Annotated in this window: 25 protein-coding genes; 13 read left to right on the top strand and 12 right to left on the bottom strand. The window is 66.5% G+C overall.

The window, feature by feature from the left end:
- The first annotated feature begins 9 nt into the window (after positions 1 to 9).
- The 11 genes from VARPA_RS16295 (at position 10) to VARPA_RS16245 (ending at position 11,473) form a co-directional block, all read left to right on the top strand.
- The gene (locus tag VARPA_RS16295) at positions 10 to 726 is read left to right on the top strand and encodes a TagF domain-containing protein (protein ID WP_013541682.1); all 717 of its coding nucleotides are present in this window, start codon (positions 10 to 12) and stop codon (positions 724 to 726) included.
- 119 nt (positions 727 to 845) lie between these two features.
- Positions 846 to 1,820 carry a TagK domain-containing protein gene (locus tag VARPA_RS16290; protein WP_167330543.1) on the top strand — a complete coding sequence of 325 codons (975 nt, stop codon included), beginning with the start codon at positions 846 to 848 and terminating at the stop codon, positions 1,818 to 1,820.
- Positions 1,821 to 1,852: 32 nt separating this feature from the next.
- Positions 1,853 to 2,974: a type VI secretion system baseplate subunit TssG gene (tssG, locus tag VARPA_RS16285; protein ID WP_144299001.1), complete on the top strand. Its 1,122-nt coding sequence runs from the start codon at positions 1,853 to 1,855 to the stop codon at positions 2,972 to 2,974.
- A 19-nt stretch (positions 2,975 to 2,993) separates the two neighbouring features.
- Entirely contained in the window at positions 2,994 to 3,980 is a 987-nt protein-coding gene (locus tag VARPA_RS16280; RefSeq protein WP_013541679.1) for an ImpA family type VI secretion system protein, read from the top strand.
- A gap of 11 nt (positions 3,981 to 3,991) precedes the next feature.
- Positions 3,992 to 4,594, top strand: a complete 603-nt coding sequence (locus VARPA_RS16275) for a hypothetical protein (RefSeq protein ID WP_041942930.1) — start codon at positions 3,992 to 3,994, stop codon at positions 4,592 to 4,594.
- Positions 4,595 to 4,728: 134 nt separating this feature from the next.
- Positions 4,729 to 5,088: an ATP-dependent Clp protease adapter ClpS gene (gene clpS, locus VARPA_RS16270; protein ID WP_013541678.1), complete on the top strand. Its 360-nt coding sequence runs from the start codon at positions 4,729 to 4,731 to the stop codon at positions 5,086 to 5,088.
- Positions 5,089 to 5,155: 67 nt separating this feature from the next.
- Entirely contained in the window at positions 5,156 to 7,477 is a 2,322-nt protein-coding gene (gene clpA / locus VARPA_RS16265) for an ATP-dependent Clp protease ATP-binding subunit ClpA (RefSeq protein ID WP_013541677.1), read from the top strand.
- A 115-nt stretch (positions 7,478 to 7,592) separates the two neighbouring features.
- Entirely contained in the window at positions 7,593 to 9,038 is a 1,446-nt protein-coding gene (gene cls / locus VARPA_RS16260) for a cardiolipin synthase (protein WP_013541676.1), read from the top strand.
- Complete coding sequence (gene sbcB / locus VARPA_RS16255; RefSeq protein ID WP_013541675.1) at positions 9,039 to 10,478, top strand: exodeoxyribonuclease I; 1,440 nt, start codon at positions 9,039 to 9,041, stop codon at positions 10,476 to 10,478. It begins immediately after the preceding gene.
- A 4-nt stretch (positions 10,479 to 10,482) separates the two neighbouring features.
- Complete coding sequence (locus VARPA_RS16250) at positions 10,483 to 10,923, top strand: DUF3574 domain-containing protein (protein ID WP_013541674.1); 441 nt, start codon at positions 10,483 to 10,485, stop codon at positions 10,921 to 10,923.
- A gap of 10 nt (positions 10,924 to 10,933) precedes the next feature.
- Positions 10,934 to 11,473 (top strand): GNAT family N-acetyltransferase, encoded by a 540-nt coding sequence (locus VARPA_RS16245; protein ID WP_013541673.1) that lies wholly within the window; start codon positions 10,934 to 10,936, stop codon positions 11,471 to 11,473.
- Positions 11,474 to 11,476: 3 nt separating this feature from the next.
- On the opposite strand, the gene VARPA_RS16240 is transcribed toward VARPA_RS16245, so the two are convergent.
- Complete coding sequence (locus VARPA_RS16240; protein WP_013541672.1) at positions 11,477 to 11,881, bottom strand: GFA family protein; 405 nt, start codon at positions 11,879 to 11,881, stop codon at positions 11,477 to 11,479.
- A 56-nt stretch (positions 11,882 to 11,937) separates the two neighbouring features.
- Entirely contained in the window at positions 11,938 to 13,218 is a 1,281-nt protein-coding gene (locus tag VARPA_RS16235; RefSeq protein ID WP_013541671.1) for an amidohydrolase family protein, read from the bottom strand.
- Between the two features lie 138 nt (positions 13,219 to 13,356).
- Here VARPA_RS16235 and cysC point away from each other — a divergent pair, with 138 nt between their 5' ends.
- Both cysC and VARPA_RS16225 read left to right on the top strand, forming a co-directional pair.
- Complete coding sequence (cysC, locus tag VARPA_RS16230) at positions 13,357 to 13,938, top strand: adenylyl-sulfate kinase (protein ID WP_013541670.1); 582 nt, start codon at positions 13,357 to 13,359, stop codon at positions 13,936 to 13,938.
- On the top strand, positions 13,935 to 14,825 hold the full coding sequence (locus tag VARPA_RS16225; protein WP_013541669.1) for a hypothetical protein: 891 nt from the start codon (positions 13,935 to 13,937) through the stop codon (positions 14,823 to 14,825). The genes cysC and VARPA_RS16225 overlap by 4 nt, the downstream gene beginning before the upstream one ends.
- A 31-nt stretch (positions 14,826 to 14,856) precedes the next feature.
- Here VARPA_RS16225 and VARPA_RS16220 read toward each other — a convergent pair whose 3' ends face one another.
- The 10 genes from VARPA_RS16220 to VARPA_RS16175 all read right to left on the bottom strand — a co-directional run bounded on the left by VARPA_RS16220 (position 14,857) and on the right by VARPA_RS16175 (position 25,190).
- Positions 14,857 to 15,315 carry a hypothetical protein gene (locus VARPA_RS16220; RefSeq protein ID WP_013541668.1) on the bottom strand — a complete coding sequence of 153 codons (459 nt, stop codon included), beginning with the start codon at positions 15,313 to 15,315 and terminating at the stop codon, positions 14,857 to 14,859.
- 1 nt (position 15,316) lies between these two features.
- Positions 15,317 to 16,240, bottom strand: coding sequence for an ABC transporter permease (locus VARPA_RS16215; RefSeq protein WP_013541667.1), 924 nt, complete (start codon positions 16,238 to 16,240; stop codon positions 15,317 to 15,319).
- The gene (locus VARPA_RS16210) at positions 16,241 to 17,305 is read right to left on the bottom strand and encodes an ABC transporter permease (protein ID WP_200861483.1); all 1,065 of its coding nucleotides are present in this window, start codon (positions 17,303 to 17,305) and stop codon (positions 16,241 to 16,243) included. It abuts the gene before it with no gap.
- Positions 17,305 to 18,888, bottom strand: coding sequence for an ABC transporter ATP-binding protein (locus tag VARPA_RS16205; protein ID WP_013541665.1), 1,584 nt, complete (start codon positions 18,886 to 18,888; stop codon positions 17,305 to 17,307). Before VARPA_RS16205 ends, VARPA_RS16210 begins: the two co-directional genes overlap by 1 nt.
- The gene (locus tag VARPA_RS16200) at positions 18,885 to 19,604 is read right to left on the bottom strand and encodes an alpha/beta fold hydrolase (protein WP_234974757.1); all 720 of its coding nucleotides are present in this window, start codon (positions 19,602 to 19,604) and stop codon (positions 18,885 to 18,887) included. Before VARPA_RS16200 ends, VARPA_RS16205 begins: the two co-directional genes overlap by 4 nt.
- Before the next feature lie 2 nt (positions 19,605 to 19,606).
- Entirely contained in the window at positions 19,607 to 20,557 is a 951-nt protein-coding gene (locus VARPA_RS16195) for a 5'-methylthioadenosine/S-adenosylhomocysteine nucleosidase (RefSeq protein WP_013541663.1), read from the bottom strand.
- Between the two features lie 8 nt (positions 20,558 to 20,565).
- Complete coding sequence (locus tag VARPA_RS16190) at positions 20,566 to 21,567, bottom strand: BMP family protein (protein ID WP_013541662.1); 1,002 nt, start codon at positions 21,565 to 21,567, stop codon at positions 20,566 to 20,568.
- A gap of 190 nt (positions 21,568 to 21,757) precedes the next feature.
- Positions 21,758 to 22,387 carry a uracil phosphoribosyltransferase gene (gene upp, locus VARPA_RS16185; protein WP_013541661.1) on the bottom strand — a complete coding sequence of 210 codons (630 nt, stop codon included), beginning with the start codon at positions 22,385 to 22,387 and terminating at the stop codon, positions 21,758 to 21,760.
- 41 nt (positions 22,388 to 22,428) lie between these two features.
- Positions 22,429 to 23,808 (bottom strand): URC4/urg3 family protein, encoded by a 1,380-nt coding sequence (locus tag VARPA_RS16180; RefSeq protein WP_234974756.1) that lies wholly within the window; start codon positions 23,806 to 23,808, stop codon positions 22,429 to 22,431.
- Positions 23,809 to 23,840: 32 nt separating this feature from the next.
- A complete protein-coding gene (locus tag VARPA_RS16175) occupies positions 23,841 to 25,190 on the bottom strand; it encodes a GTP cyclohydrolase II (RefSeq protein ID WP_013541659.1) in 1,350 nt (449 codons plus the stop codon).
- Positions 25,191 to 25,239 lie beyond the last annotated feature (49 nt).

Raw genomic sequence — 25,239 nt, 5'->3', positions numbered from 1 at the left:
CCTGATTCCATGCTCGCAAGATTGATCGCTCCCTGGCGCACATCTCCACCGGCTATCTGGGGCAGGTTGCGGGGCCACACGGACCTCGTATGCAGCGGCGTGCGGCAGGGTGAAGCGGAGGCGTGGACGCAATGGCTCGCGACGCACGGCCTTGACGCGGACGTCGAGGCCAGCGCGAGGGCCATGTCGGTGCCGGTTGCTTTCGCGCTGCCACCCGGCAGCTTGCCGTTCGCGCGGCAACGGTTTGTGCTTGGCGTGATTGCGCTGTCCGTCGACAGGGAAGGGCGGTCTCATCCCCTGGTGATCTATCAGCAGGAGTTGCCGCGCCGGGCCATCCGGCATTTCGAGGCACAGCTTTGTCAGCCGCTCGATTGGCAGTTCTGGCTTGCGCGCGCCGTCGCTCGCCAGGCATGCATGGGACTTGCCGATATTCATGCCCTGGAGACCACGTTGCATGCGCTGCGCGCAGAGAGCCGCGAGTTGGAAAAGGACTTCTCCGTACAGCGCGTTCGCTGGATGCAAGCTTTGCTCAATCAGCGAACGGGCCCGGCCCCTCGCAACGATCCCGCGGCCGAACTGCATGGCGTCCGCCATCTTCCGTGGGCCGATTGGCCGCACCGTTTGCAAGGCGCTCGTGCCGAAAGTGCGTTCTGGCAACAGGACGCCAACGGCCGTTTCATCGGTGCGGCCCACAAGCTGAAAAGACTGTGGAGCGCCTCGCCGTGAAAGTTGGCAGTCCTGGTGCGGGGAACACTACTCACGTGGCTCCTTTGGTTCTTCGCCTCACCCACAGCGGTGGAGAGTCGCGAGATGAAACCATGTCGATTCCGCCGGCCGGCGCGGGCATGGCCGACATCCTCCAGCCGTGTGCCGAGCACCACGGCGTTGGTGCAGGAGCCGTCGCCAATCTGTGCCGCATTGCCTGGTGCGGGGAAGCGGAGGGATGGCAATTGAGCAATGGCAGCTACACGCTGATGTGCGCGCGCAACGGCAAGCGAGTCCGGGCAGGCGCGGTGGTGCCTGTCGCGGTAGGCGATACGCTCGAACTGGGGCTGCTGCGCTTCGTGCTTGAGCAGGGGACGCAAGAGGCTCGACAAGCGCCTGAACCAATGCCTGCGGCCCTCGAAACACAAGCGATCCAGTCGGCCGTGCCTGAAGACCGGACCATCGGGACCGCGCCGTCACAAACCTTCGATCTGCGCGACCTCAATAGCCCGGGCAGCGACAACGGCCGGCGAACCGATCCTCTGACAGACCCTTTCGGCGTGCTCGACATCGCGGGTGCAAGGTCTCGACCCGCTGCGGACACCTTGGCTGCACTGCTTGACGAAAGACCGCGATTCGAAGCGCGGACCGCGCCTTCCGCCGGACCATCGCTCGATGCCGGACCTGCAGGTGTTCTGCTGGATGAGTTGCACGAGGAGTTCGTGCGCGTGGTCCAGGATCCCGGCCAGCTTGCCGGCCGCACGCCCTGGGAGGGCTTCGTGGCTTTCGGTACGGAGGCAGCCCCCACGTTGGAAGAGTTGAGCAGGCAGGCCGAGACGTATCCCTTGCTGCGCGACATCCTGCTGCCGCGCGAAGGCATCGACCAGGTCATCGAGGCGTTCGAACCGCTCGCGAGGTCGGGGCTCCTCGATGCGGAGCCCTCGCAGGATCTACTGGGCATGTTCGCGCCGGAGCTTGCCCGCGTGGCCAAGGTCCCGTTGCCCAGCTTGACGCGACGCGAGCACCACGAGCTCTCGCCGGACAGCCATGTCCGGATCGGTTCGGCCGGAACAGGCGCTCGCCATGACGACAGCGATCGCGAAGGCGTTCTGTGAGGCAATCTCCCGCGAAGCCCGCGTTGCAGGAAATGTTCACGCGATTGCGCGATGCGCCCTGGAAGTTCGGCTTCTTTGCCGTATTGAGGCGCATCGGTGCGGCTTGTTCGCCGCACCCCCCGATCGGGCTCGCCAGCCGTCCGCAGCAAGAGTCCTTTCGATTGGGACAGGTGGCGGCATTGATATTCGCGCCGCGCGAAATCGCCGGTGCGGCGCTGCCGGGCGAGCTGCAACCGGCCTTCCCAGGCGCGGCGCTGCCGCGCCCGGGAAACAATCCGGACTTACCCACGGTGCGCGTGTACGGCCTGGGTCTCCTGGGTCCCAACGGACCGCTTCCGCTGCACTACACGGAGTTGATCCGCGACCGTGTCGAGAACTACAACGACAGCACATTGGCGGACTTCCTGGACCTTTTCCACCATCGCTACCTGACGCACATGTACCGCGCATGGGCGCAGAGCCAGGCGGCGGCGGGACTGGACCGTGCCGAGGACGAGGCCTTCAGTCGCTACGTAGCTCGCCTCACGGGGCATGACCCGCTGGAGATCCGCGACTCGGCATTGCCAACGCATGCCCGTCTCGCCGCCTCCACGCACCTGACCCGGGAGGCACGCAACCCCGACGGATTGGCTGCGACGCTCGCCCGCTTCTTTGCCGTACCCGTGCAGCTCCAGGAGTTCGTGCTGCATTGGATTCGGATCGACGACGAAGACCAGTGCCATCTGGGGCAGGCACGCGCTTCCAGCGTCATGGCGATGGGGGCGATTGCGGGAGAGGTCGTGGCCGATCGGCAGAACAAGTTCCGGCTGGTGATCGGTCCATTGACGCTCGACCAGTACCTGCGCTTTACCCCTCACGGGCGAGACCTCCCGTTGCTCGTCGAATGGGTGCGGGGTTTCATCGGCTACGAGTTTGTCTGGGAGGTCGAGCTGCGCCTGCGCAACGACAGCACGCCGCCCGCCCGGCTCGACGATTCGGAAAAGCTCGGATGGTCTACGTGGCTGGGCGGCTCGAAGGGCCAAGCCGCACAAGTTGTCGGCTTCACCGTGGGAATGGTGTTCGAGCCCGAGCAATACATCGGCTCGCGCCATCGCAGCGATACCCAAGCCACCCAGGTCACCCAGGCCACCCAGGCCACCCAGGCCGTTCATTGACTCTTTTCTCCCGCCATCCATGACCTACGTTGACAGCCCCCTCGTGCCAGCCGTCGAGCTCCAGCCCTTGAACGCCAGCGATCCTTGCGGTCCCAGCCTCGAATACGACGCGGAGTACGCCGTGCTGCTCTCGCGCATGTCACCGCGCGGTGACGCGCAATACGGGCAGTTCGTCGGAACGCCGGAAGCGCCGAACTGGGCCGAGATCGAGCGCGATTGCCGCCGCCTGCTGCTGCGGACCCGGGACATCAACCTCTTCGTCTGGCTGTGCCGGGCACGTACAAGGGTGGCGCAGGCAGCGGGGCTAGCGCAGTCGTTGGCCGTGCTGTCCGAGGTGCTGGAGCGCTGGCCCGACGCGGTGCATCCGCAGCTTGTTGTAGAGGGGGAGCGTGATCCCGCGGTCCGCGCCAATGCCTTGGCGGCGCTGGCGGATCCCGATGGATTGCTGGGTGATGTGCGGGAGATCGTCGTCGCAGCCAATGCCGCGAGGCATTTGACGGTGCGCGAAATCGAGCGTGCCAGGTCGGTACCTCGCCTGGTCGACGCGCCGAGTCCTGAGTCGGTCGCCCAGCAGCTCGCCCAACTGCGTCTGGCTGCGAATGGAGATGCCGATGCGCCGGTGAACCTGTTGTCGGAGGCACTGCGGGCAACCCGGCAGATCGCTGAATGGGCGGTACGCCAACTGGGTGGGGACGCGCCTTCGCTCCAGGCGCTGATCGACCTCCTGAAACCGTTCGACGAAATCGACGTGGTCCGGCGTACCGAGCCCGTCTCGCCTCGCGAAGGCGTCCTGCGCCCGAGCGTTTCCGGTCTTGCTTCGCGCGACGACGCGCTTCAGGCGATTCGCAGCGCACGCCAGTGGTTCGAAAACCACGAACCCAGCAGCCCGGTGGCGGTGTTGCTCAAGCAGGCCGAGCGCATGGTCGGCCAGCGTTTCGCGCTGGTGGCCAATGCCATTCCGCTCGATCTGTTGCAGAAATGGGATTCAGAGGGGGAACGTGTTTGATAGAACTTGAGATGCAGATCTGCTTCCTGTTGACTTGCATCGTCCTGGGAGCGCTCGGCGCGGGTCTGGGCGCCTGGGTCTTTTCGCAGACGGCTCGCGCGCAGTTGAAGGCACAACGACGGGCTTTCGAACTCGCCAGCGAGCAAGTCCAGCGGGACTTGCAGCAGGCCTTGCTGTGCGTGCCGCAGTGGGTCCAGAAGGCAGCTCGGGTCGAACTGGAGCTTTTGGGGCGGCAGCACACGGAGCGCCACAGGGAGCTGCTGCGCGAACAGAAGCGCTGGCAGGCGGACCAGGAAGACCAGAGGCAGGCCGAATGGCGCGCGTTGCTGCTTGAGCCCGTTACTCCCAGGCCTCCCAAGCCGAACACGGGACAGCCATCGGATCGCGAGCCGGGAAAAAAATCTGCATCTGTGCCACCCCCGACTCCTGCAGATGTGCATGAAGCTACGAGCGTCCGCCGGCCGCAGCCGGTGCCTGTCGCCGTGGCAGAGGAGCTCGAAAGAGAGCTCACCGACGAGGAAATCGACGCATTGCCGCCCGATTTGCCGCCTCCGGTCCGGTCGCGAGGCAGAAAAATGTCAGCGCCAAATAAGCCAATCCTGCGCAATATCTGAGCAGGCCGGCAATTCGCCGGTTTATTTCGTGCCCGTGCTGTCGTGCGCGGCGCAAGGCCCTTGATTTGTCGAGTACGCGCCACCAAGTCTTCTCGCGTCGGCACGGTGCTTGCACGCTCTATAGAATCTTTTTCATGGCAACGAGAATTCCCAAGACTCCCCCAACCCCTCCGGCCCAAAAACCGGCCGGGGATGACGGAGATTCGGTCGTTCTGGAGCGCCGGCCGCAGAAAACTGCGCCGCCCCAGATGTACCAGGTGGTCATGCTGAACGATGACTACACCCCCATGGAGTTCGTGATCGTGGTGCTGCAGGAGTACTTCAGCAAGGACCGCGAAACCGCGACGCAGATCATGTTGAAGATCCACCTCGATGGCCGCGGTGTCTGTGGGGTCTATTCCCGCGACATGGCAGCCACTAAAGTGAATCAGGTCATGGAGGCCGCGCAGCAGGCTGGGCACCCGCTGCAATGTGTCAGTGAGCCAGTTGCGTGAACCTGTTGAATTGCGCAAGCTCCAACCCATCTGAGAACTTATTTACAGCAAGGCAAAAGGAAATCACATGATTGCCCAGGAACTGGAAGTCAGCTTGCACATGGCCTTCGTCGAGGCCCGGCAGCAGCGCCACGAGTTCATCACCGTGGAGCATCTGCTGCTCGCTTTGCTGGACAACCCGAGCGCCGCAGAGGTTCTGCGCGCCTGCTCGGCGAACGTCGACGACCTTCGGGCGTCGCTCACCAACTTCATCAAGGACAACACGCCGCAAGTGGCGGGTACCGACGATGTAGACACCCAGCCCACGCTGGGTTTCCAGCGCGTGATCCAGCGCGCCATCATGCATGTGCAGTCCACCGGCAACGGCAAGAAGGAAGTCACCGGCGCCAACGTGCTGGTCGCGATCTTCGGTGAGAAGGACTCGCATGCCGTCTACTACCTGCACCAGCAGGGCGTGACCCGCCTCGACGTGGTGAACTTCATTGCCCACGGCATCAAGAAGAGCGATCCGCCGGAAGCCGTCAAGGGCAGCGGCGAAGCCCCCCAGGGCGAAGGCGAAGAGGGCGGCGGCGAACGCAACGAGAAGGCATCGCCGCTCGAGCAGTTCACCCAAAACCTCAACCAGCTCGCCAAGGACGGCAAGATCGATCCGCTGATCGGCCGCGAATACGAGGTCGAGCGCGTCATCCAGATCCTGTGCCGCCGGCGCAAGAACAACCCGCTGCTCGTGGGCGAGGCCGGTGTCGGCAAGACCGCGATTGCGGAAGGCCTGGCATGGCGCATCACCCAGGGTGACGTGCCCGAGATCCTTGCCGAGGCGCAGGTCTACTCGCTCGACATGGGCGCATTGCTGGCCGGCACCAAGTACCGCGGCGATTTCGAGCAGCGCCTGAAGGGTGTGCTCAAGTCGCTGAAGGACAAGCCGAACGCCGTGCTCTTCATCGACGAAATCCACACGCTGATCGGTGCGGGCGCTGCCTCGGGCGGCACGCTCGATGCATCGAACCTGCTGAAGCCGGCGCTCTCGAGCGGCCAGCTCAAGTGCATCGGTGCGACCACGTTCACCGAATACCGCGGCATCTTCGAGAAGGATGCGGCCCTGTCGCGCCGTTTCCAGAAGGTCGACGTGGTCGAGCCGTCGGTGCAGGAAACCGTCGACATCCTCAAGGGCCTGAAGTCGCGCTTCGAGGAACACCATGGCGTGAAGTACGCGGTGGCGGCCCTGCAGGCTGCGGCCGAGCTCAGCGCCAAGTACATCAATGACCGTCACCTGCCCGACAAGGCGATCGACGTCATCGACGAAGCCGGCGCCGCCCAGCGCATCCTGCCGCCGAGCAAGCGCAAGAAGACCATCAGCAAGACCGAGGTCGAGGAAATCGTCGCGAAGATCGCGCGCATTCCCCCGGCCAACGTCAGCAACGACGACCGCAGCAAGCTGCAGACGATCGAGCGCGACCTGAAGAGCGTGGTGTTCGGCCAGGACAAGGCACTCGAAGTGCTTGCCTCCGCGGTCAAGATGGCGCGTTCGGGCCTGGGCAAGGGCGACAAGCCGATCGGCTCGTTCCTGTTCTCCGGTCCCACGGGCGTCGGCAAGACCGAAGCGGCCAAGCAGCTTGCCTACATCATGGGCATCGAGCTGATCCGCTTCGACATGTCGGAGTACATGGAGCGTCACGCGGTGAGCCGCCTGATCGGCGCGCCTCCGGGCTACGTCGGTTTCGACCAAGGCGGTCTGTTGACCGAGGCTGTCACGAAGAAGCCGCATTCGGTGCTGCTGCTCGACGAAATCGAGAAGGCGCATCCGGACATCTTCAACGTGCTGCTGCAGGTGATGGACCATGGCACGCTGACGGACAACAACGGACGCAAGGCCGACTTCCGCAACGTCATCATCATCATGACGACGAATGCGGGTGCCGAGACCATGAACAAGGCGACCATCGGCTTCACCAACCCGCGTCAGGCGGGCGACGAAATGGGCGACATCAAGCGCCTGTTCTCGCCCGAGTTCCGCAACCGGCTGGACGCCATCGTCAACTTCAAGGCGCTGGACGAGAACATCATCCTGCGCGTGGTCGACAAGTTCCTGCTGCAGCTCGAAACGCAACTGGCCGAGAAGAAGGTGGAAGTCACCTTCAGCGACAAGCTGCGCAAGCACCTGGCGAAGAAGGGCTTCGATCCGCTGATGGGCGCGCGTCCGATGCAGCGTCTGATCCAGGACACGATCCGTCGTGCACTGGCCGACGAGCTGCTGTTCGGTCGCCTGACCGACGGTGGTCGCCTCGAAGTCGACCTCGACGACAAGGACGAAGTGCTGCTGGACATCCAGCCGCTGCCGAAGAAGGAAGGCAAGTCCAAGCCTGAAGCCGAAGAGGCCGCCACGGGCTGAGAACCCGGCGTTCCGCGGCCTATGAGGCCGCGGAACCGCCCGCAAAGGCCGGTAGCATCGCGCTGCCGGCCTTTTTCTTTGGGCGGCCGAAATCCATCCACCCGTCTTCGTCACCTTGATCCTTCCCGTCCTCAGCCCCGAATGGAAAACCGGCCTCTCCCTCGCGTGGAGCGGCTACATCGCCGTGCTGTCGATCTGGATCGTGATGCAGAAGCGCGCGCCGGTGTCCACGATGAGCTGGATCCTGTCGCTCGCGCTGCTGCCGTTCGCGGGCTTCGTCATCTATTACTTCCTCGGGCCGCAGCGCTTGCGCAAGCAACGCATCAAGCGGTTGCGCAGTCGTGCCGGAGCGTCCGCGCAGGCTGATCTCGCCCGGTTGCGCGATGCGGCGGAGAACGCACCGCCGGCGCTGCAGCAGATGGCGCGGCTGGGCACCGCGGCCTGCGGGCTGCCGGTGTCGAGCGCGTCCGATGTTGAATTGCTCTCAGGCGGTGCGCGCACCTTCGACGCGATCTTCGAGGCCGTGCGCGCAGCGAAGAACCACATCCACCTCGAGTACTACATCTTCGAGCCCGACAAGATCGGCACCGCGCTGCGAGACCTCCTTGTCGAGCGCGCGAAAGAGGGCGTCGTCGTCCGCCTCTTGCTCGATGCATTGGGCTCCAAGCGCATCGGCCGCCAGTTCATGGCGCCGCTGCACGAGGCGGGCGTGAAGGTCGCGCTGTTCCACGACACCAAGATCGGCCGGCGCCTGCGCCCGGTGACCAACTACCGCACTCACCGCAAGATCGTGGTGTGCGACGGCCGCGTGGGTTTCACAGGCGGCGTGAACATCACCGACGAGGAAGACAAGCGCACCAACCCCGACGCGTACCACGACGTGCACCTGCGCATCGAGGGTAGCGCGGTGCGCTGGCTGCAGACCACCTTTCTCGAAGACTGGACCTATGCCACCGGCGAAGACCCGCGCGGCATGGACGACGCGATGGCGGCGATGCTGCCGCAACTGGATGCCGGCGACATCCCGGTGCAGATCGTGACCAGTGGCCCCGACAACATGCTCGAGCCCATCCACCGCATGCACGTCGAGGCGATTCATTCGGCCACGCACCGTGCCTGGCTCACCACGCCTTACTTCGTGCCCGGCGAGCCAGCGATGATGGCGCTCACGAGCGCTGCGTTGCGCGGTGTCGACGTGCGCCTGCTCGTGCCGCGCCGCAGCGACTCGGCCATCGTGAGCGCCGCCGCACGCTCGTACTTCGACGAGCTGATCGCTGCGGGCGTGAAGGTCTGGGAGTACAAGGCGCGCATGCTGCACTCCAAGACCTTGGTGGTCGATGACCATTGCGCGATGATCGGCACCGCCAATTTCGACAACCGCAGCTTCCGGCTCAATTTCGAGGTCAGCGCGGTGGTCTATGGCCCCGCACTGACCAAGCCGCTTGCGGCGCAGTTCGAGACCGATCTGCACAGTTCCGGCGCGGTGCGCGCCAACCGGCCACAGAATTTCTGGCGTCGCCTCGGCGATTCCATCGCGCGCTTGTTTTCACCCTTGCTCTGAATGAACCACACCTTTCTCTGGCACGACTACGAAACCTTCGGCGCCGTGCCGCGTCGTGACCGTCCCTCTCAGTTCGCCGCCATCCGCACCGATGCCGAGCTGAACGAAATCGGCGAGCCGCTGATGATCTATTGCAAGCCCGCGCCGGACTACCTGCCCAGCCCCGAAGCCTGCCTCATCACCGGCATCACGCCCCAGGTGTGCCTGGAGCGCGGCATTCCCGAGCACGATTTCGCCGCGCAGATCGAGCGTGCGTTCTCGCAGCCCGGCACCATCGGCGTGGGCTACAACACGATCCGCTTCGACGACGAGGTGACGCGCTTTCTCTTCTGGCGCAACCTGATCGATCCGTACGCGCGCGAGTGGCAGAACGACTGCGGCCGCTGGGACCTGCTCGATGTGGTGCGCCTCACGTACGCGCTGCGTCCCGAAGGCATCCAGTGGCCGAAGAAGGAAGACGGCAAGCCCAGCTTCAAGCTCGAAGACCTCGCGCGCGCCAACGGCCTGCTGCACGAGTCGGCGCACGATGCGCTTTCCGACGTGCGCGCGACCATCGCACTGGCCCGGCTGATTCGCGACAAGCAGCCCAAGCTGTTCGATTTCGCTTTCGGCCTGCACAAGAAGGATCGCGTGGCGAGCGAACTCGGCTTGCCCGCGATGCGTGAAACCGCGAAGCCCTTCCTGCATGTCTCAGGCATGTTCTCAGTGGAGCGCGGCTGTATCGCCGTGATGTGGCCGCTCGCGAGCCACCCCACCAACAAGAACGAATTGCTTGCCTGGGACCTCGCCCACGATCCGAGCGAGCTGCGCGACCTCGATGTCGAAACGCTGCGCCTGCGGCTCTTCACCCGCACTGCCGACCTGCCCGAAGGCGTGCTGCGCCTGCCTGTGAAGGGCATCCATCTCAACAAGTCGCCGATGGTGGTCGGCAACCTGCGCACGCTCGCACCACCGATGGCCGAGCGCTGGGGCATCGACCTCGACACTGCCATGCGCCACGCAGCCATCGCACGCGACCTGCCCGACATGAGCGCGATCTGGTCGCAGGTGTACGCGCGGCCGAAGGAGGCCACGCCAGATGTCGATGAAGACCTCTACGGCGGCTTCGTCGGCAACGCCGACCGTCGGCGCCTGAATCAGTTGCGTGGTCTTTCCGCCGGCGAGCTGGCCAAGGACCGCACCGGTTTCGACGACGGCCGCCTCGAAGAGATCGTGTTCCGCTACCGCGCTCGCAACTGGCCCGAATCGCTGGCCCCTGAGGAGACCGAACGCTGGGAGGCGCTGCGCGTGGCGCGCCTGTTCCACGGCGAGGGCGGGGCGCGCACCATCGAGCAGTTGTTCAGCGAAGTGGATGCGCTGTCAGAAACGGCGGACGAACGCGGCGAAGAGATCCTCGGCGCGCTCTACGAATATGCCGAGGCGATCGCCCCTGAGGCCTGAACTCATGGCACGAGCTGCTTTCCGTGTCCGCCTGACGCTGATCGCGCTCATGGTGACCGCGCTCGCGGGCTGCAGCGCTTTGCCTTCCGCGTCGAGGGCCAGCAAGACCTGCGACACCGGCTTCAACGCCTTCGAGCGCGACACGCTCTTCTTCGGCCGGGCGATACCTGCCGGCGGCCAGGTCTCGGATGCGCAATGGGCCGGCTTTCTCGACACCGCCGTGACTCCCGCGTTTCCGCAGGGCCTGACCGTGCTCGACGCCGTCGGCCAATGGCGTGGTGCCTCGGGTGGCGTGGTGCGCGAACCTTCGAAACTGGTGGTGCTGCTGCATCCGCGCAGTGCGAAGGATGACGCGGCCATCGCCGGCATCATCGACACGTACCGCAAGAACTTCGGCCAGGAGGCGGTGCTGCAGGAAAGGCAATCCGTCTGTGTCCGCTTCTGAAGAAAACACCGTGAAAGACCGCAACGTCGTTCGCCGGTTGACCGCCGCGGACGCTGTGGCTTACCGCGCCGTGATGCTCGATGCCTATGCCACGCATCCCAGCGCCTTCACTTCCACCGTCGGCGAGCGCGAGGGCCTGCCGCTCGGCTGGTGGGAGAAGCGCCTGGGCGCGGAGGCGGATGCGACGAGCGTGGTCTACGGCGTGTTCGACGACGAGGGTACGCTGGTCGGCGCCGCCGGGCTGAGTGTCGAAGACCGTGAGCGTGCGCGCCACAAGGCCACGCTGTTCGGCATGTCGGTGATGGCCTCGGCGCGCCGCGCTGGCTTCGGCCGCCGGCTGGTGCAGGCCGTGCTCGATCATGCGCGTGCACACGGCGGGCTGCGCTTGGTGCAGCTCACGGTGACCGAGGGCAACGCGGCTGCACAGACGCTGTACGAGCGCTGCGGTTTCCAGGTCTTCGGCGTCGAGCCGTTGGCCATGGCCTTCGACGGGGCCTTCCTCGCGAAGGTGCACATGTGGTGCGACCTCGAAGGCGCTGGCCGAGGGTGAGCCTTACTGGGTCGGCTTGGCCGGCAGGCCGCTGATGTCCTGCGACCAGCCGAGCGCCGACCTGCACCACTGCTGCCTGCGCGGTGGCAGCTGGTCCCGCTCCGCCATGCTGCCGATGCGCAGCGAGTAACTGACGGGCGGATCGACGTCCGGGCTCGATGCAATGGGCGTTCCGCAGTTCTCGCAGAAGCTCTGCCGGCGGCGTGCGCCGCTTTCGGCGGTCTTGACGTAGACCTTCGGCTGGCCGGTCAGCAGGTGGAAGCTCTCGGCCGGCACGGGCGCCGAGACGCGGTAGGCGGTGCCCGAAAGCACCTGGCAATCGGCGCAGTTGCACAGGCTGACCTTGTCGGGATCGACTTCGGCCTCGTAGGTGATCCGGCCGCAATGGCAGGCGCCGTGGACTTTCATGTCGTTCTCTCCGGAGATGGCTTTTCTACCAACCGACGCACGCAGGCCCGCGTGTCCTATGCCTTGGAAATCATCCAGCTGCTGGCCTGTGCCCGGCCCGGCAGATGCAGCGTGGCCGTGGCCGCCGGCGTTTCCGCCAGCAGCTTGCCCTTGCGGAACACCTTGAGCCGCGTCGCGCGCAGCCGGATCGCCTCGACCGCATCGCGCGCCTGCAGCAGCACGAAGCTCGCATCGCAGCCCGCTTCGATGCCGTAGCCCTCCAGGTGCATCACGCGCGCGGCGTTCGTCGTCACCGCCTCGAAGCACTGGCGGATGCCGGCCTGGCTCGTCATCTGCCCGACGTGCAGGCCCATGTGCGCCACTTCGAGCATGTCGCCCGAGCCCATGCCGTACCAGGGGTCCATCACGCAGTCGTGGCCGAACGCGACGTTCACGCCGGCGGCCATCAGCTCGGGCACGCGCGTCATGCCGCGGCGCTTGGGGTATGTATCGTGGCGGCCTTGCAGCGTGATGTTGATGAGCGGATTGGCGATGACCGCCACGCCGCTTTGTGCGATGAGCGGCAGCAGTTTGCTCACGTAGTAGTTGTCCATTGAATGCATCGAGGTGCAGTGCGAGCCGGTCACGCGGCCCTGCAGGCCCAGGCGCTGCGCCTCGAAGGCCAGCGTCTCGATGTGGCGCGAGAGCGGGTCGTCCGATTCGTCGCAGTGCATGTCGACCAACTTGCCGCGCTCGGCGGCAAGCTCGCACAGCAGCTTCACGCTCGCGGCGCCGTCGGCCATGGTGCGTTCGAAATGCGGAATGCCACCGACCACGTCCACGCCCTTGTCGAGCGCGCGCGTGAGGTTCTCGACACCGCCTCGTGAGCGCAGCACGCCGTCCTGCGGAAAGGCGACAAGCTGCAGGTCGATGTAGGGCGCGACCTGTCGCTTGACCTCCAGCAGCGCATCGACGGCGAGCAGGCTCGCATCGCTGGTGTCCACATGCGTGCGGATGGCCAGCAGACCCTTGGCCACGGCCCAGTCGCAGTACGCCAGTGCGCGTTCGATCAGCGCATCTGCGGTGAGCAGCGGCTTGAGCTCGCCCCACAGCGCGATGCCTTCGAGCAGCGTGCCGCTTTCGTTGACGCGCGGCAGGCCGTAGCTCAGCGTGGCGTCCATGTGGAAGTGCGGGTCGACGAAGTGGGGCGCGAGGAGCAGGCCTTGCGCATCGAGCTTCTCGTGCGCTGGAGCATCCAGGCCTTCGGTGACCTCGGCGATGCGGCCGTCCTGTACGGCGATCGACATGCCGGTGCGGCCGTCGGGGAGGGTGGCGTTGGTGACCAGAAGATTCAGCATCGGAGGATCTGCGTGGGGGTGTATTCGGAGAGCGGGGGCGTCCTAATTTTCAACTTAGAAATCTTTACGCCCTGGAGACAAAACACAAGAAGATGCTACCTATCCTCGGACGTTTTGATACCCCTTGTTTATCACTTCATGCGGATTGACGCCAATTCGGTAGCGCTGCACACACCGCGGGGTTCCGGATCATGCGTCATCTGGTTGACGGGCCTGTCGGGCGCCGGAAAGTCCACCATCGCCAACAGCCTGCGCGAGCGCGCGATGGCGCAGGGCATGCCAGTGGCCATCCTCGACGGTGACGACGTTCGGCGCGGCTTGAGCCAGGGCCTCGGGTTCGGCCACGCGGACCGCCGCGAGAACATCCGGCGAATGGCCGAAGTCGCCCGCCTGCTGAGCGACCAGGGGCTCGCGGTCATCGTTGCGGCCGTGTCTCCGATGCGGGAGCAGCGTGCAATGGCGCGCAAGATCGTCGGCACGGCCTTTCGCGAAGTCCATGTGCACGCCTCCCTGGCGACATGCGAGCAGCGCGACGTCAAGGGCCTGTATGCGCGTGCGCGCCGCGGCGAGGTCGCCAAGTTCACCGGTATCTCGGACATCTACGAGCCACCGCTGCAGCCTGACCTGGTCATCGACACCTCGAGCTGCGAAGTCGCTCAGGCTGCAAGCCGCCTGATGTCCGCATTCGACGCGTGGAGCCTGCGCGACGGGAGCCGATGAAGAGTCATCATCTGCTCATTGCGGGGACGGGCCGCGCCGGCACCACATTCCTGGTGCAGTACCTGGCCGAATGCGGCCTGGACACGCAGCTCGCCCACCAGCAGCGGCCCGGCTATGACGAAGACGCCAACGCGGGCCTGGAAGACCTGCTCGTGGGCAATGCCGATGCGCCTTACGTGGTCAAGTCGCCCTGGCTGTACGAGTTCGTGGAGCGCCTGCTGGCCGACCCGGGGATCGTGGTGGACGCGGTCGTCATTCCCATGCGAAGCATCGTCGAAGCCGCGACCAGCCGCACGGTCAACGAGCTGCGCGCGCGCCACGGCAACACGGCCCTGCCCGACGACTGCAAGCAGTGGGAGACCTGGGCGTCGACGCAGGGCGGCATCGTCTATTCGCTGAATCCGATCGACCAGGCAAGGCTTCTCGCGCTCGGCTTTCACGAACTCCTGCATGCGCTCGTGAAGCGGAACATTCCGGTCGTGCTGCTCGACTTTCCGCGCTTCATCGAAGATCCGGACTATCTCTACGAGGCCTTGCGCCCGACCCTCGGCTGCAAGCTCGATCGCAAGGCGGCCTTGCGGGCACACGTGCACACGGCCGTGCCGTCGAAGGTGCGCATCGGCAAGGAACTGGCGGTCGATGGCGCAGCGGAGCATGGGGCCGATGCCGGCCCAAGGCCCACTGGCATTGCGTTCCCGAGCCACGCAATCCTCGACAGGACCGCATTGAAACGGGCACTCGACAAGACGGCGATACGCAACGCGCAACTCGAGGAACACCTCGCCGCGATGCAGGCATCGCGTTCATGGCGCATCACGGCGCCGCTGCGCGGAATCACCCGGCTGATGCAAAGGTTGCGGCGAGAGGTGACGCCTTCTGTTCCATAGGCGATCGGAACCGCGGCAGCGGGCCGCGACTTCAACGCGTGCGCTGCGCCCTGTAGCGGTACTGGCCCGCCGCAGGCCCGACCTCGATCGTCACCCGCCGCAGCTTGTCGTCATGCCCGGAAGCCGCCTTCGCCGTCACCACGATGCCGCGGGGCGTGGCGCGGCAGGTGAGGTCGGTGAGTGCGATCTCGGCGTGGTCGTTGTCCAGTTCGGCGATCGCCACCGTGTGCTCGGCGTGCAGACCGCCGTTGGCATCGCGCGCCATCCACTGCACATAGAGGAACGACTGCGCGTACTGGTCCGCGTGGACCACGCGGTAGGTGCCCTGGGGGGTCTTGCCCTTCCCCCAGGTGCCGCACAGCTGCACCCAACTGACCGCATTGGGCGTCTTGAAGGTGTCGTAGCTGTAGTCGCTGCCGAGTGCCTGCGCCCCCGTGCTGCCGAGCGCAAGCAGTGCGGCTAGCAAGGTTGCAGCGGTCGTCTTCATCATCTCAACGTTCCCCTTTGCGGTACGGCTTCATCAGCGCCTGCGGATAGCTCGCCTTGCGCGCCACCAGCACCAGCGCGAGGATCGACAGCAGGTACGGCAGCATCAGGTAGAGCTGGTAGGGCAGCACGGCGTCGCCCGATTGTTGCAGCCGCAGTTGCAGCGCGTCGAAGAAGGCGAACAGCAGCGCACCCAGCAGGGCCTTGCCGGGCCGCCACGAGGCGAACACCACCAGTGCCACGCAGATCCAGCCGCGGCCGTTCACCATGTTGAAGAAGAAAGCGTTGAAGGCCGAGAGCGTGAGGAACGAGCCCGCCATGCCCATCAGCGCCGAGCCCGCGACGATGGCGCCGGTGCGCGTGGCCGCGACCGACACGCCCTGGCTCTCGGCCGCCTGCGGGTTCTCGCCGACCATGCGCAGCGCGAGGCCGAGCGGCGTGCGGTACAGCACCCAGCCGACCGCCGGGACCAGCAGCAGCGCGAACAGCGTCAGCGCGGTCTGCGCGTTGAGGATCGGCACGGGCAGCCAGTCCATCGGCGCGAAGGGCGTGATGGTCGGTGGCGTGTTCACTTTCGGAAAGCTTACGCGGTAGCCGAAGTAGCTCAGCGCGGTCGCGAGCAGCGTGATACCGAGGCCCGAGACGTGCTGCGAGAGCGCAAGGCCCACGGTAAGAAAGGCATGAAGCAAACCGAACACCATGCCCGTGAGCGCCGCCACGCCGACGCCGACCCACAGCGGCGCACCGGCATACACCGCAAGCCATCCGGTGAAGGCGCCCGCGACCATGATCCCTTCGATGCCCAGGTTGAGCACGCCCGCGCGTTCGCACAGCAGCACGCCCAGCGTGCCGAGGATCAGCGGCGTGGCGATGCGCAGCACCGCGACCCAGAAGGCGGGGTTGGCGAGGATGTCTAGGAGGTCGGTCATTTATTTCGTCATCCGCACGCGGTATTGCGTCAGCAGCGTCGCCACCAGCACCGCGATCAGCGAGGCCGCGACGATCACGTCGGCAATGTAGGTCGGCACGCCCACCGCGCGGCTCATGGTGTCGGCGCCGACCAGCACGCCGGCCACGAACACACCCGCGGCGATCACGCCCAGCGGGTGCAGGCCCGCGAGCATCGCGATCACGATGCCCGTGTAGCCGTAGCCCGGCGACATGTCGAGCGTGACGTAGCTCGTGCGGCCCGCCACCTCGATGGCGCCGGCCAGCCCGGCCAGAGCGCCGGAGAGCAGCGCGACCATCACCACGGTGCGCGTGACCGGCACGCCGGCAAACGCGGCGGCGCGCGCATTCGCGCCCACCGCGCGGATGTCGAAACCCAGCACCGTGTACTTGAAGATCGCCCACACGATCACTGCGAGCGACACGGCCCAGAGCAGCCCGGTGTGCACGCGCGTCTGGGCGATGAGCTTGCCCAGTTCGAGGTCGGACTGCAGCGACACGCTTTGCGGCCAGCCCATGGCGGTCGGGTCTTTCATCGGCCCGTCGAGCAGCGCGGAAACGCCGAGCAGCACGATGAAGTTGATCAAGAGCGTGGTCACCACCTCGTCGACGCCGAGCTTGTTCTTCATGAGCGCCGGGCCGAGCAGCAGCAGGGCGCCCGCCACGGCGGCGGCAAGCATCATCAGCGGGAAAAGCACCCACGGCGAGAGTTCGAAGCCCGTGCCGCCGTGCATGCCGCCCACGGCCACGGCGGCGAGGGCACCTGCGAAGAGCTGCCCCTCCGCGCCGATGTTGAAGAGCCGCGCCTTGAAGGCGACCGTCGCGGCCAGGCCGGTGAGGATCAGCGGGATCGCGCGCGTGAGCGTCTCGCTCCACGCGAACACCGAGCCGAAGCCGCCCTGCAGCAGCAGCGCGTAGGTGCGGCCGACCGGTGCGCCGGCCCACAGCACGAGCAGTGCGCTCACCACCATGGTGAAAACGATCGCGCCGATGGGTGCCAGTACCAGCGCGGCGCGCGAGGTCTCGTGGCGTCGTTCGAGCCGCATCATGGCGCGCCCTTCGTGACGCCGGTGGCGCCGGCCATCGCGAGGCCGATGGCTTCGCGCGTCCACGCGGCGGCCGGCCGCGCTTCGCCGAGGTGGCCGCCATGCATCACCGCGACGCGGTCGCCGAGCGTGAGCACTTCGTCGAGGTCATCCGAAATCACCAGCACCGCCGCGCCGGCATCGCGCGCGGCGATGAGCTGCTGCTGCACATAGGCGACCGCGCCGATGTCCAGGCCCCAGGTCGGCTGGTGCGCGACGATCAGGCGTGGGGCGCGGTTCGGGTATTTCTTGTTGTCGATGTCTTCCACCTGTTCGGGCGCGAGCAGCGCGCGCCCCAGGATCAGCTTCTGCATGTTCCCGCCGGAGAGCGAGCGCGCCGGCGCCATCAAGCCCGCGCCGCGCACGTCGAATGCCTTTTCGATGCGCCGCGCATGCAACTGCGCAGCCGCACGCCGCACGAACACCGACCAGCGCGAGAACACCGGGCTGCGCAACCGCTCGGAGACCGCGTTCTCCCATACCGGCAGATCGCCCACCACGCCGACCGCATGCCGGTCTTCGGGAATGCGAGCCACGCCGCGCTGGACCAGCCGGGCGGGCGAGGGCGGCAGCGCACGGCCCATCAGCTGCGCCGTGCCCGAGACGGCGCGGCGCGTGCCGCACAGTAGTTCGGCCAGCGCGACCTGCCCGTTGCCCGAGACGCCTGCGATGGCGGTGATCTCACCGGCGCGCAGCGTCAGCGACACCTCGCGCAGCCGGTCCTGCCCGCCGTCCTTGGCCGATGCGGTGCTCACGTGATCGAGCACGCAGACCGCATCGCCTACTGACTTCGCGGGACGCCGCTGCGGCGCCTCGACCGCATGGCCGACCATCCAGAGCGCAAGCTGCGCTTGCGTGGTGTCGGCGGTGCGCGCCTCGGCCACGAGCTTGCCGCCGCGCAGCACCGCGATGCGGTGCGACACGCGCAGCACTTCGCCCAGCTTGTGGCTGATGAAGATCACCGACAGGCCCTGCGCCACCATCTGCGCGAGCGTGGCGAAGAGCGCCTCGCTCTCGTGCGGCGTGAGCACGGCGGTCGGCTCGTCCAGGATCAGGATGCGCGCGCCGCGATACAGCGCCTTGAGGATTTCCACCCGCTGCCGCTCGCCGACCGAGAGGCTGCCGATCTTCGCGTCGGGCTGCACCGGCAGGCCGAAGCGCTGGGCCACGTCGAGCAGCCGGGCACGCGCTGCGGCGCGGCGCGAGACCGGGCGCCACAGCGGCTCTGTCCCCATCATCACGTTGTCGAGCACGCTCAGGTTGTCGGCCAGCGTGAAGTGCTGGTGCACCATGCCCACGCCCGCGGCGAGCGCGGCCTTGGGGTTGCCCGGCGGCAGCGGCGCGCCGAACACCTCGATGCCGCCTTCATCGGCGACGTAGTGGCCGAACAGGATGGACATCAGCGTCGACTTGCCCGCGCCGTTCTCGCCGAGGAGCGCGAGCACTTCGCCGGCCTGCAGGTCGAGCGAGATGGCGTCGTTCGCGACGAGGTTGCCGAAGCGCTTGGTGATGCCTTGGAGGCGGAGGACGGTGGAGGGCGTCATGGAGAAATGGATGGCAGGTCGCGGCAGAAATTCTCGATGGCACGGGCGGATGCGGTGGGCGAAGCCTGCAGCAGCCCATGGGGTCCTTCGATCTTCACGATATGCAGCATCGAGAGCCGTTGCTGGATGACCGTGGCCGCCCGCCCGGGCACGACGCGGTCCTGCAGGGCCTGGAGATACATCGCAGGCACACGCACCAATGACAGCTTGTCGCGCACATCCACGCGCTGCACCTCTTTCATGCGCCGGGTCATGACGGCGACCGATACCTTCCTGAGCGAGTCTTCAAGCATGTCCGACAGGTGCGGCGATGCGGAGCGCCCGAGCAGGAGGTGCCGCATCGGCGCGCGCATCAACTTCGAATGCAGCAGATGCATCGACAGGTCGAGCAGGCCTGCCCGCATCAGCGCAAGGCCGGGTCCGGGCCGGCGCGCGAAGCTGCAGCACAAGATCAGTCCCAGAAGGCCGGGCGGGCGCGACGCCGCGATCGAGATGGCCAGCGGTCCGGAAAAGGATTCGCCGAGCAGCACGACGGGCGTCTGCGTCGGCAGTTGTGCGCGAACCAGCGGCTCCAACTCGCCGTAGCCCAGCGGCTCCCGGCCGGGGTAGCGCACGATGTCGATGACAGCCTGCGGTCCCATGGCCTCTTTCAGTGGCCCGAAGAGATCGCCCGTTCCATCCATGCCCGGCAGCAGCACAAGGCGCACGGGCGCCACCGTCACTTCCAGGCAGCCAGGAACGCCAGCATCACCTTGGCCGAGTTGTCGGCCGCAATGCCCATGAAGGTGCCCATCTCGTTCTCGCCGCTGCCGCCGCCCGCGAGGTCGCTGAGCGAGCGGAAGGCGATGTAGGGCACGCCGTTGCTGTAGGCCACCATGCCTACGGCGGCGGTTTCCATGTCGAGCACGTTGGCCTGGAACGTCTTGAAGGTGTATTCGCGGAAGGCCTTGTTGTCCATGAAGGCCTGTCCCGAGACGCCGTTGCCGCCGATCACCAGCTGCGGCTTTCGCGCGAGGCACTTGCCGGCGCTGCAGTTCGCCAGGTCGACGGTGCGGATGCTGCGGGCCACCTCGAGCATCTTCGGGTCGACCTCGAACCAGAACTTGCGCTCGATCTCCGGCTTGGCCGCCGAGCGGACCTCGACCGGGCGCGGATGCACCATGCCGAAGTTGGGGAAGGTGGCGTCCTTGATGAAGGGCGGCGCGGTGTACTTGCCGGGCGCGGTTTCGCGTGCCATCAGCACCTCGAGGTACTGCCCCCATTGCGCGGGCACCGTCACGTCGCCGACATGCAGCGACGGATTCACCCCGCCCGCGATGCCGCTGAACACGATGCTCGTCACGCGAAAGCGGTTGAGCACGAGTTGCGTGTTCATCGTCGCGTTCGTCATGCTGATGCCCGAGAGGAACAGCACGACCGGCTTGCCCTCGAGCGTGCCGGTGGTGAACTCGACGCCGTTCACGCTGTGCTTCGCAGGCCCCTGCACGCGCGCGAGCAGCAGCTTGAGCTCGGGTTCGAAGGCCGAGATCACCGCGATGCGCGGCGTGTCGTCCAGCCGGGTGCTGCTGTTGATGCTGACGCCGGTGCCCTTGTAGACACCGACGCAGCCCGAGAGCCCGAGGGCCAGCGCGCCGGCCGCGAGAAGGGTGCGCCAGCGCATCGTCGTCATTCGTTTGCTCACTTTGCCGTCGACTTGGGTTGGCCGTCATCCACCTTCACAGTGAACTTGCCCGAGAGGATGTCGGCCTGCCTGGCCTTCACCTTCGCGACGATGTCGGCCGGCACCTTCTTCTCGAAGGTGCCGAGCGGCGCAAGCTCGGAGCCCTTGTGCTTCATCTGCGAATAGACGCCGTAGTCTTCTGCCGCGAACTTGCCTTCCTTCACGAGCTTGATTGCGCGGTCGGCCGAGGGCTCGAAGTTCCACAGGGCCGAGGCGACCACCGTGTCGGGGTACTGGCTCTGCGTGTCGATCACGTTGCCGATGGCGAGCTTGCCTTTTTCCTTGGCGGCATCCGAGACGCCGAAGCGCTCGGCGTACATCACGTCCGCCCCCTTGTCGATCATCGCGAAGGCCGCTTCCTTGGCCTTGGGCGGGTCGAACCAGCTGTTGATGAAGCTCACGCTGAACTCCACCTTCGGGTTCGTTTCCTTGGCGCCCGCCATGAAGGCGTTCATCAGGCGATTGACTTCGGGAATCGGAAAGCCCCCGACCATGCCGATGCGGTTGCTCTTGGTCATGCCGCCAGCCACCATGCCGCTCAGGTACGCCGGCTCCTGGATGTAGTTGTCGAACACGCTGAAGTTAGGCGCCTGCGGCTTGAGCGACGAGCCCATCAGAAAGGCGACCTTGGGAAAGTCCTTCGCGACCTTGCGCGCCGCCGCTTCCACGCCGAACACCTCGCCCAAAATCAGCTGGTTGCCGCCGGTCGCGTACTCGCGCATCACGCGCTCGTAGTCGGCGTTGCTCACGTTCTCGGTGGCCTTGTATTCGATCTCCCCGCGTGCCTCGGCGGCCTTGAGCGCCTTGTGGATGCGGCCCACCCATTGCTGCTCGAACGGCACGGTGTACACCGCCGCCACCTTGAGCTTGGCCTGCGCAAGCGCGATGCCCGGCGCACCGGCCGCGAGTGCCGCGGCGATGGCGACGGAACGAATGATCAACTGACGGCGTGCTGTCACGGTCTTCTCCTCGGTCGTAAAAAATTCAAGTGCTGCAACCTCCGTGCCCACCCGGCCGCCGGGTCCTTCGCGAAACACCGCGGAACCGGCTTTGCCGGGCCGCTGGTGTTGCCCCCGGTAGGGGGAAGGAGAAGCGGACACGAAGTGCCGCGCAGCCTGGGGGCGAGCCCTATTTTTCTGGGGGCGAGCTTTATTTCGTACCGAAGATGCGGTCGCCCGCGTCGCCGAGGCCGGGCAGGATGTAGCCGTGGCTGTTGAGTTCGCGGTCGATCGCCGCCGTGTAGATCGGCACATCCGGGTGCGCCTTCTGCATCGTCGCCACGCCTTCGGGGCAGGTCAGCAGGCACACGAACTTGATCGACTTCGGGTTCAGTTCCTTCAGCCGCTCGACCGCAGCCACCGCCGAGTTGCCGGTGGCCAGCATCGGGTCGACCACGATCACGTCGCGGTTCTCCATTTCGCCGGGCATCTTGAAGTAGTACTCGACGGCGGTGAGCGTCTTCGGGTCGCGGTACAGGCCGATATGGCCGACGCGCGCGCCGGGCACCACCGTCAGCATGCCGTCCAGGATGCCGGTGCCGGCACGCAGGATCGACACCAGCACCAGCTTCTTGCCGTCGATGACCTTGGCCTGCATGGTCTCCAGCGGGGTCTCGACCTCGATGTCCTGCATCGGCATGTCGCGCGTGACCTCGTAGGCCATGAGCATGCTGATTTCATTGAGGAGCCGGCGGAAGCTGTTGGTGGACGCGTCCTTGCGGCGCATCAGCGTGAGCTTGTGCTGGACGAGGGGGTGGTCGACGAGGTGGACGTTGCTCATTGGATTTTTTATGCCGTTGCTGCTGAAGTGAACCCGCGAGTCTAAAAGACGGTGCCGTCGCTCTCGATCAGGAGCGGTGGCGCTCCGTCTCGCAAGCGCTGTGCCAGTGAACGGCCCGCCGCCCAGGTGCCGCCCTCGAGCACGCAGGCGAGCGGCAGCTCTTCCTCGGTGCGGTCGAGCACCTTGCGCACGCGGGGCGCGACCTCGTCGAGCAGCGCCACGGTGAGAGCACGCCATTCGACGATGAATTCGTCGCCCGCTTTCCAGCGGCGGGTGAGGAAGGCCGGGTCCTTCGGCACGATCACGCCGCTGTCGATCAAGAGGCCGCCATTGCGGTACTCGGGCAGGGCGGTGAGCGCATCGAGCTGGCGCACCTTCACGCCCGCCCATTCGAAAGGCTCGAGCAGCGAATAGGTGAGCCACTGCGAGAGCTTGTGAAACGGCATCCAGCCGTTGGTGAGGCCTGGGCCTCGCACCGCGCTGTGGCGCCAGCAGTCGCCGAGCGCCAGCGCCGGGTCGCCCGAGGGGATGCCGCCGGTGTTGTCGCTGCCGTCGATGGCGATGCTGTCCACCGCATTGGCCGAGGGCCAGATGCGCGAGAGCGATTCGAGCAGCAGCGACAGGATCTGGTGCGCGGTGATCTCGGCCGTGGGCGGCGAGGCGGCGCCGAAAGGCGCGACCAGCGCATCGAACATGCCGGCAGGCCGGCCGTCTTCGCCGAAGGTCTCGGGCTGTTCGCTCATCGCCTCGCCGAGCCGGCGCAAGAGAATCGCACGGCCCGCGAGGCCCACCAGCGGATTGACGTCGCTCACCTGGAAGGCGTCGCCCAGCCGGTCGGTCACGAGGCCCTTGAGGCCGGCCGCGTCGGCCTGCAGCGGATGGTCGGGGTCGGACGAGAAAAGCCCGCTCGTGAACGCGTGGAAGCTCGCCACGCCCAGTCCTTCGGAGCGGGTGTAGCGCTCGCCGGTGGCGGGCTCGGTGTAGTGCCAGTCGGCGCCGGCGCCGGCATCGAGCAGCACGCTCACCAGCACGAGGTCGATGTGGGCGCGGGCGCGCTGCCGGGCGTCGATGCCTTTGCCCAGCAGCTCGTCCAGCTGCTTCAGCCGGTCGATGCCGCCAGCCTCGAAGTGGCGCCAGCGGCTGTGATACGGGATGGTGTCCCAAGGATAGCGCTCGCGCGTGACCTCGGCGACGGTGCGCGCCGCGTCTTCGAGCGCGTCGTCGCTGCCGATGCGGAACCACTGCGATTCGCCGCGCCGCGCGCGTGCCAGCAGCGCAGCCGCACGCTCCCGGATGGCGGCCGTGGTGCGCAGCAGCGAGGCTGCGCCGGCCGGGTGGGACGTGTCCACGGCGAATTCGATGGACGGATCGACCGTGCCCTCACCGCCGGGCGCGAGGCTGCCCGAACCATCAGCAGGCATGTTCGTAAATCTGTCGTTGCTGTTGCTGCTGCTCATTCGCTCAATCCCCGGCCCTTGGCCTTCTTGAGTTCCTCGGCGTCCGGCACCGGGCCGGGCGTGAAGTAGCCGGCGGCCATCTTGGCGTCCATCTCGACGCGGGCGTCCGCCGGGATCAGTTCATCGGGAATGTTCACGCGCTCGCCGATCTCGATGCCCGAGCCGGTGATCGCGTCGAACTTCATGTTGCTCATCGACACGAGCCGATGGATTTTCTTGATGCCGAGCCAGTGGAAGACGTCGGGCATCAGCTCCTGGAAGCGCATGTCCTGCACGCCGGCCACGCACTCGGTGCGCGCGAAATACTGGTCGGCCGTGTCGCCGCCCACTTGGCGTTTGCGGGCGTTGTAGACCAGGAACTTGGTCACTTCGCCGAGCGCGCGGCCTTCCTTGCGCGAATAGGCGATGAGCCCCACGCCGCCGCGCTGCGCGCCCTGGATGCATTCCTCGATCGCGTGCGTGAGGTAGGGGCGGCAGGTGCAGATGTCGGAGCCGAACACGTCCGAGCCGTTGCACTCGTCGTGGATGCGCGCGGTGAGTTCCACTTCCGGGTTGGCCAGGTCGCGCGGGTTGCCGAAGATGTAGATGGTCTGCCCGCCGATGGGCGGCAGGAACACCTCCAGGTCGGAGCGCGTGACGAGCTCGGGGTACATGCCGCCGGTTTCCTCGAAGAGCGTGCGGCGCAGGTCGGTCTCGGAGCAGCCGAAGCGGCGCGCCACCTCGGGGAGATACCACACCGGCTCGATGGCCGCCTTGGTCACCATCGCGGCACCGCCGGAAGTGAGGAAGTGGCCGTCGGCCTTCAAGCGGCCGCTCTGCAGCGCCTCGATCACCTCGGGCAGGATCACGTGTGCCTTGGTGATCGCGATGGTCGGGCGAATGTCGTAGCCCGCGGCCAGCTCGGTGGAGAACACATCGGCCACCAGCGCGCCCCAGGGGTCGAGCGAGACGATTCGGCCGGGCTCGCCCCATTGCGGGTAAGGGCCGATCACGTCGGTGGGAGCGGTGTTCGTGAGGTCGGCCTTGTGCTCGCGCTTCAAGGCACCCGACGCCACCGCGAGCGCGCGGTACACGCTGTAGGAGCCGCTGTGCGTGCCGATGACGTTGCGGTGCGCGCGCTTGGTGGTCGTGCCGACGACGGGGCCGCGCTCGGTGGCGGTGGCCGCGCCCCATTGGATGGGCAGTGCGCCAAAGCCCCCGGCATGCGAGGTCAGGCGGATGTGGCCGGTCGACGAGGAGGGGTGCAGCGGTACGAGCGGCGGGACGGGAGAAAGCGGCGAGAGCGGCGAAAGGGGCGTGGTGCCGGCCGGGAGTGCGGAAGGGATCTGGGTGCTATCTACGGACATTGCAGGCCCTCAAAAAATGCAATGTACCGATCAGTTGTGCGGCTGGCAA

Origin of the sequence: Variovorax paradoxus EPS, assembly GCF_000184745.1 — a bacterium.
Lineage (GTDB): Bacteria > Pseudomonadota > Gammaproteobacteria > Burkholderiales > Burkholderiaceae_C > Variovorax > Variovorax paradoxus_C.
Note: the sequence above shows the minus strand (reverse complement) of the source record. Positions and strands in the feature narration are given on the sequence as shown.

Bases quoted from the DNA above. Each gene is read 5' to 3' on its own strand.
- VARPA_RS16295 (WP_013541682.1), top strand. From the start codon at position 10: ATGCTCGCAAGATTGATCGCTCCCTGGCGCACATCTCCACCGGCTATC.
- VARPA_RS16290 (WP_167330543.1), top strand. From the start codon at position 846: ATGGCCGACATCCTCCAGCCGTGTGCCGAGCACCACGGCGTTGGTGCA.
- tssG (WP_144299001.1), top strand. From the start codon at position 1,853: ATGTTCACGCGATTGCGCGATGCGCCCTGGAAGTTCGGCTTCTTTGCC.
- VARPA_RS16280 (WP_013541679.1), top strand. From the start codon at position 2,994: ATGACCTACGTTGACAGCCCCCTCGTGCCAGCCGTCGAGCTCCAGCCC.
- VARPA_RS16275 (WP_041942930.1), top strand. From the start codon at position 3,992: ATGCAGATCTGCTTCCTGTTGACTTGCATCGTCCTGGGAGCGCTCGGC.
- clpS (WP_013541678.1), top strand. From the start codon at position 4,729: ATGGCAACGAGAATTCCCAAGACTCCCCCAACCCCTCCGGCCCAAAAA.
- clpA (WP_013541677.1), top strand. From the start codon at position 5,156: ATGATTGCCCAGGAACTGGAAGTCAGCTTGCACATGGCCTTCGTCGAG.
- sbcB (WP_013541675.1), top strand. From the start codon at position 9,039: ATGAACCACACCTTTCTCTGGCACGACTACGAAACCTTCGGCGCCGTG.
- VARPA_RS16250 (WP_013541674.1), top strand. From the start codon at position 10,483: ATGGCACGAGCTGCTTTCCGTGTCCGCCTGACGCTGATCGCGCTCATG.
- VARPA_RS16240 (WP_013541672.1), bottom strand. From the start codon at position 11,881: ATGAAAGTCCACGGCGCCTGCCATTGCGGCCGGATCACCTACGAGGCC.
- VARPA_RS16235 (WP_013541671.1), bottom strand. From the start codon at position 13,218: ATGCTGAATCTTCTGGTCACCAACGCCACCCTCCCCGACGGCCGCACC.
- cysC (WP_013541670.1), top strand. From the start codon at position 13,357: ATGCGGATTGACGCCAATTCGGTAGCGCTGCACACACCGCGGGGTTCC.
- VARPA_RS16225 (WP_013541669.1), top strand. From the start codon at position 13,935: ATGAAGAGTCATCATCTGCTCATTGCGGGGACGGGCCGCGCCGGCACC.
- VARPA_RS16220 (WP_013541668.1), bottom strand. From the start codon at position 15,315: ATGATGAAGACGACCGCTGCAACCTTGCTAGCCGCACTGCTTGCGCTC.
- VARPA_RS16215 (WP_013541667.1), bottom strand. From the start codon at position 16,240: ATGACCGACCTCCTAGACATCCTCGCCAACCCCGCCTTCTGGGTCGCG.
- VARPA_RS16210 (WP_200861483.1), bottom strand. From the start codon at position 17,305: ATGCGGCTCGAACGACGCCACGAGACCTCGCGCGCCGCGCTGGTACTG.
- VARPA_RS16205 (WP_013541665.1), bottom strand. From the start codon at position 18,888: ATGACGCCCTCCACCGTCCTCCGCCTCCAAGGCATCACCAAGCGCTTC.
- VARPA_RS16195 (WP_013541663.1), bottom strand. From the start codon at position 20,557: ATGACGACGATGCGCTGGCGCACCCTTCTCGCGGCCGGCGCGCTGGCC.
- upp (WP_013541661.1), bottom strand. From the start codon at position 22,387: ATGAGCAACGTCCACCTCGTCGACCACCCCCTCGTCCAGCACAAGCTC.
- VARPA_RS16180 (WP_234974756.1), bottom strand. From the start codon at position 23,808: ATGCCTGCTGATGGTTCGGGCAGCCTCGCGCCCGGCGGTGAGGGCACG.
- VARPA_RS16175 (WP_013541659.1), bottom strand. From the start codon at position 25,190: ATGTCCGTAGATAGCACCCAGATCCCTTCCGCACTCCCGGCCGGCACC.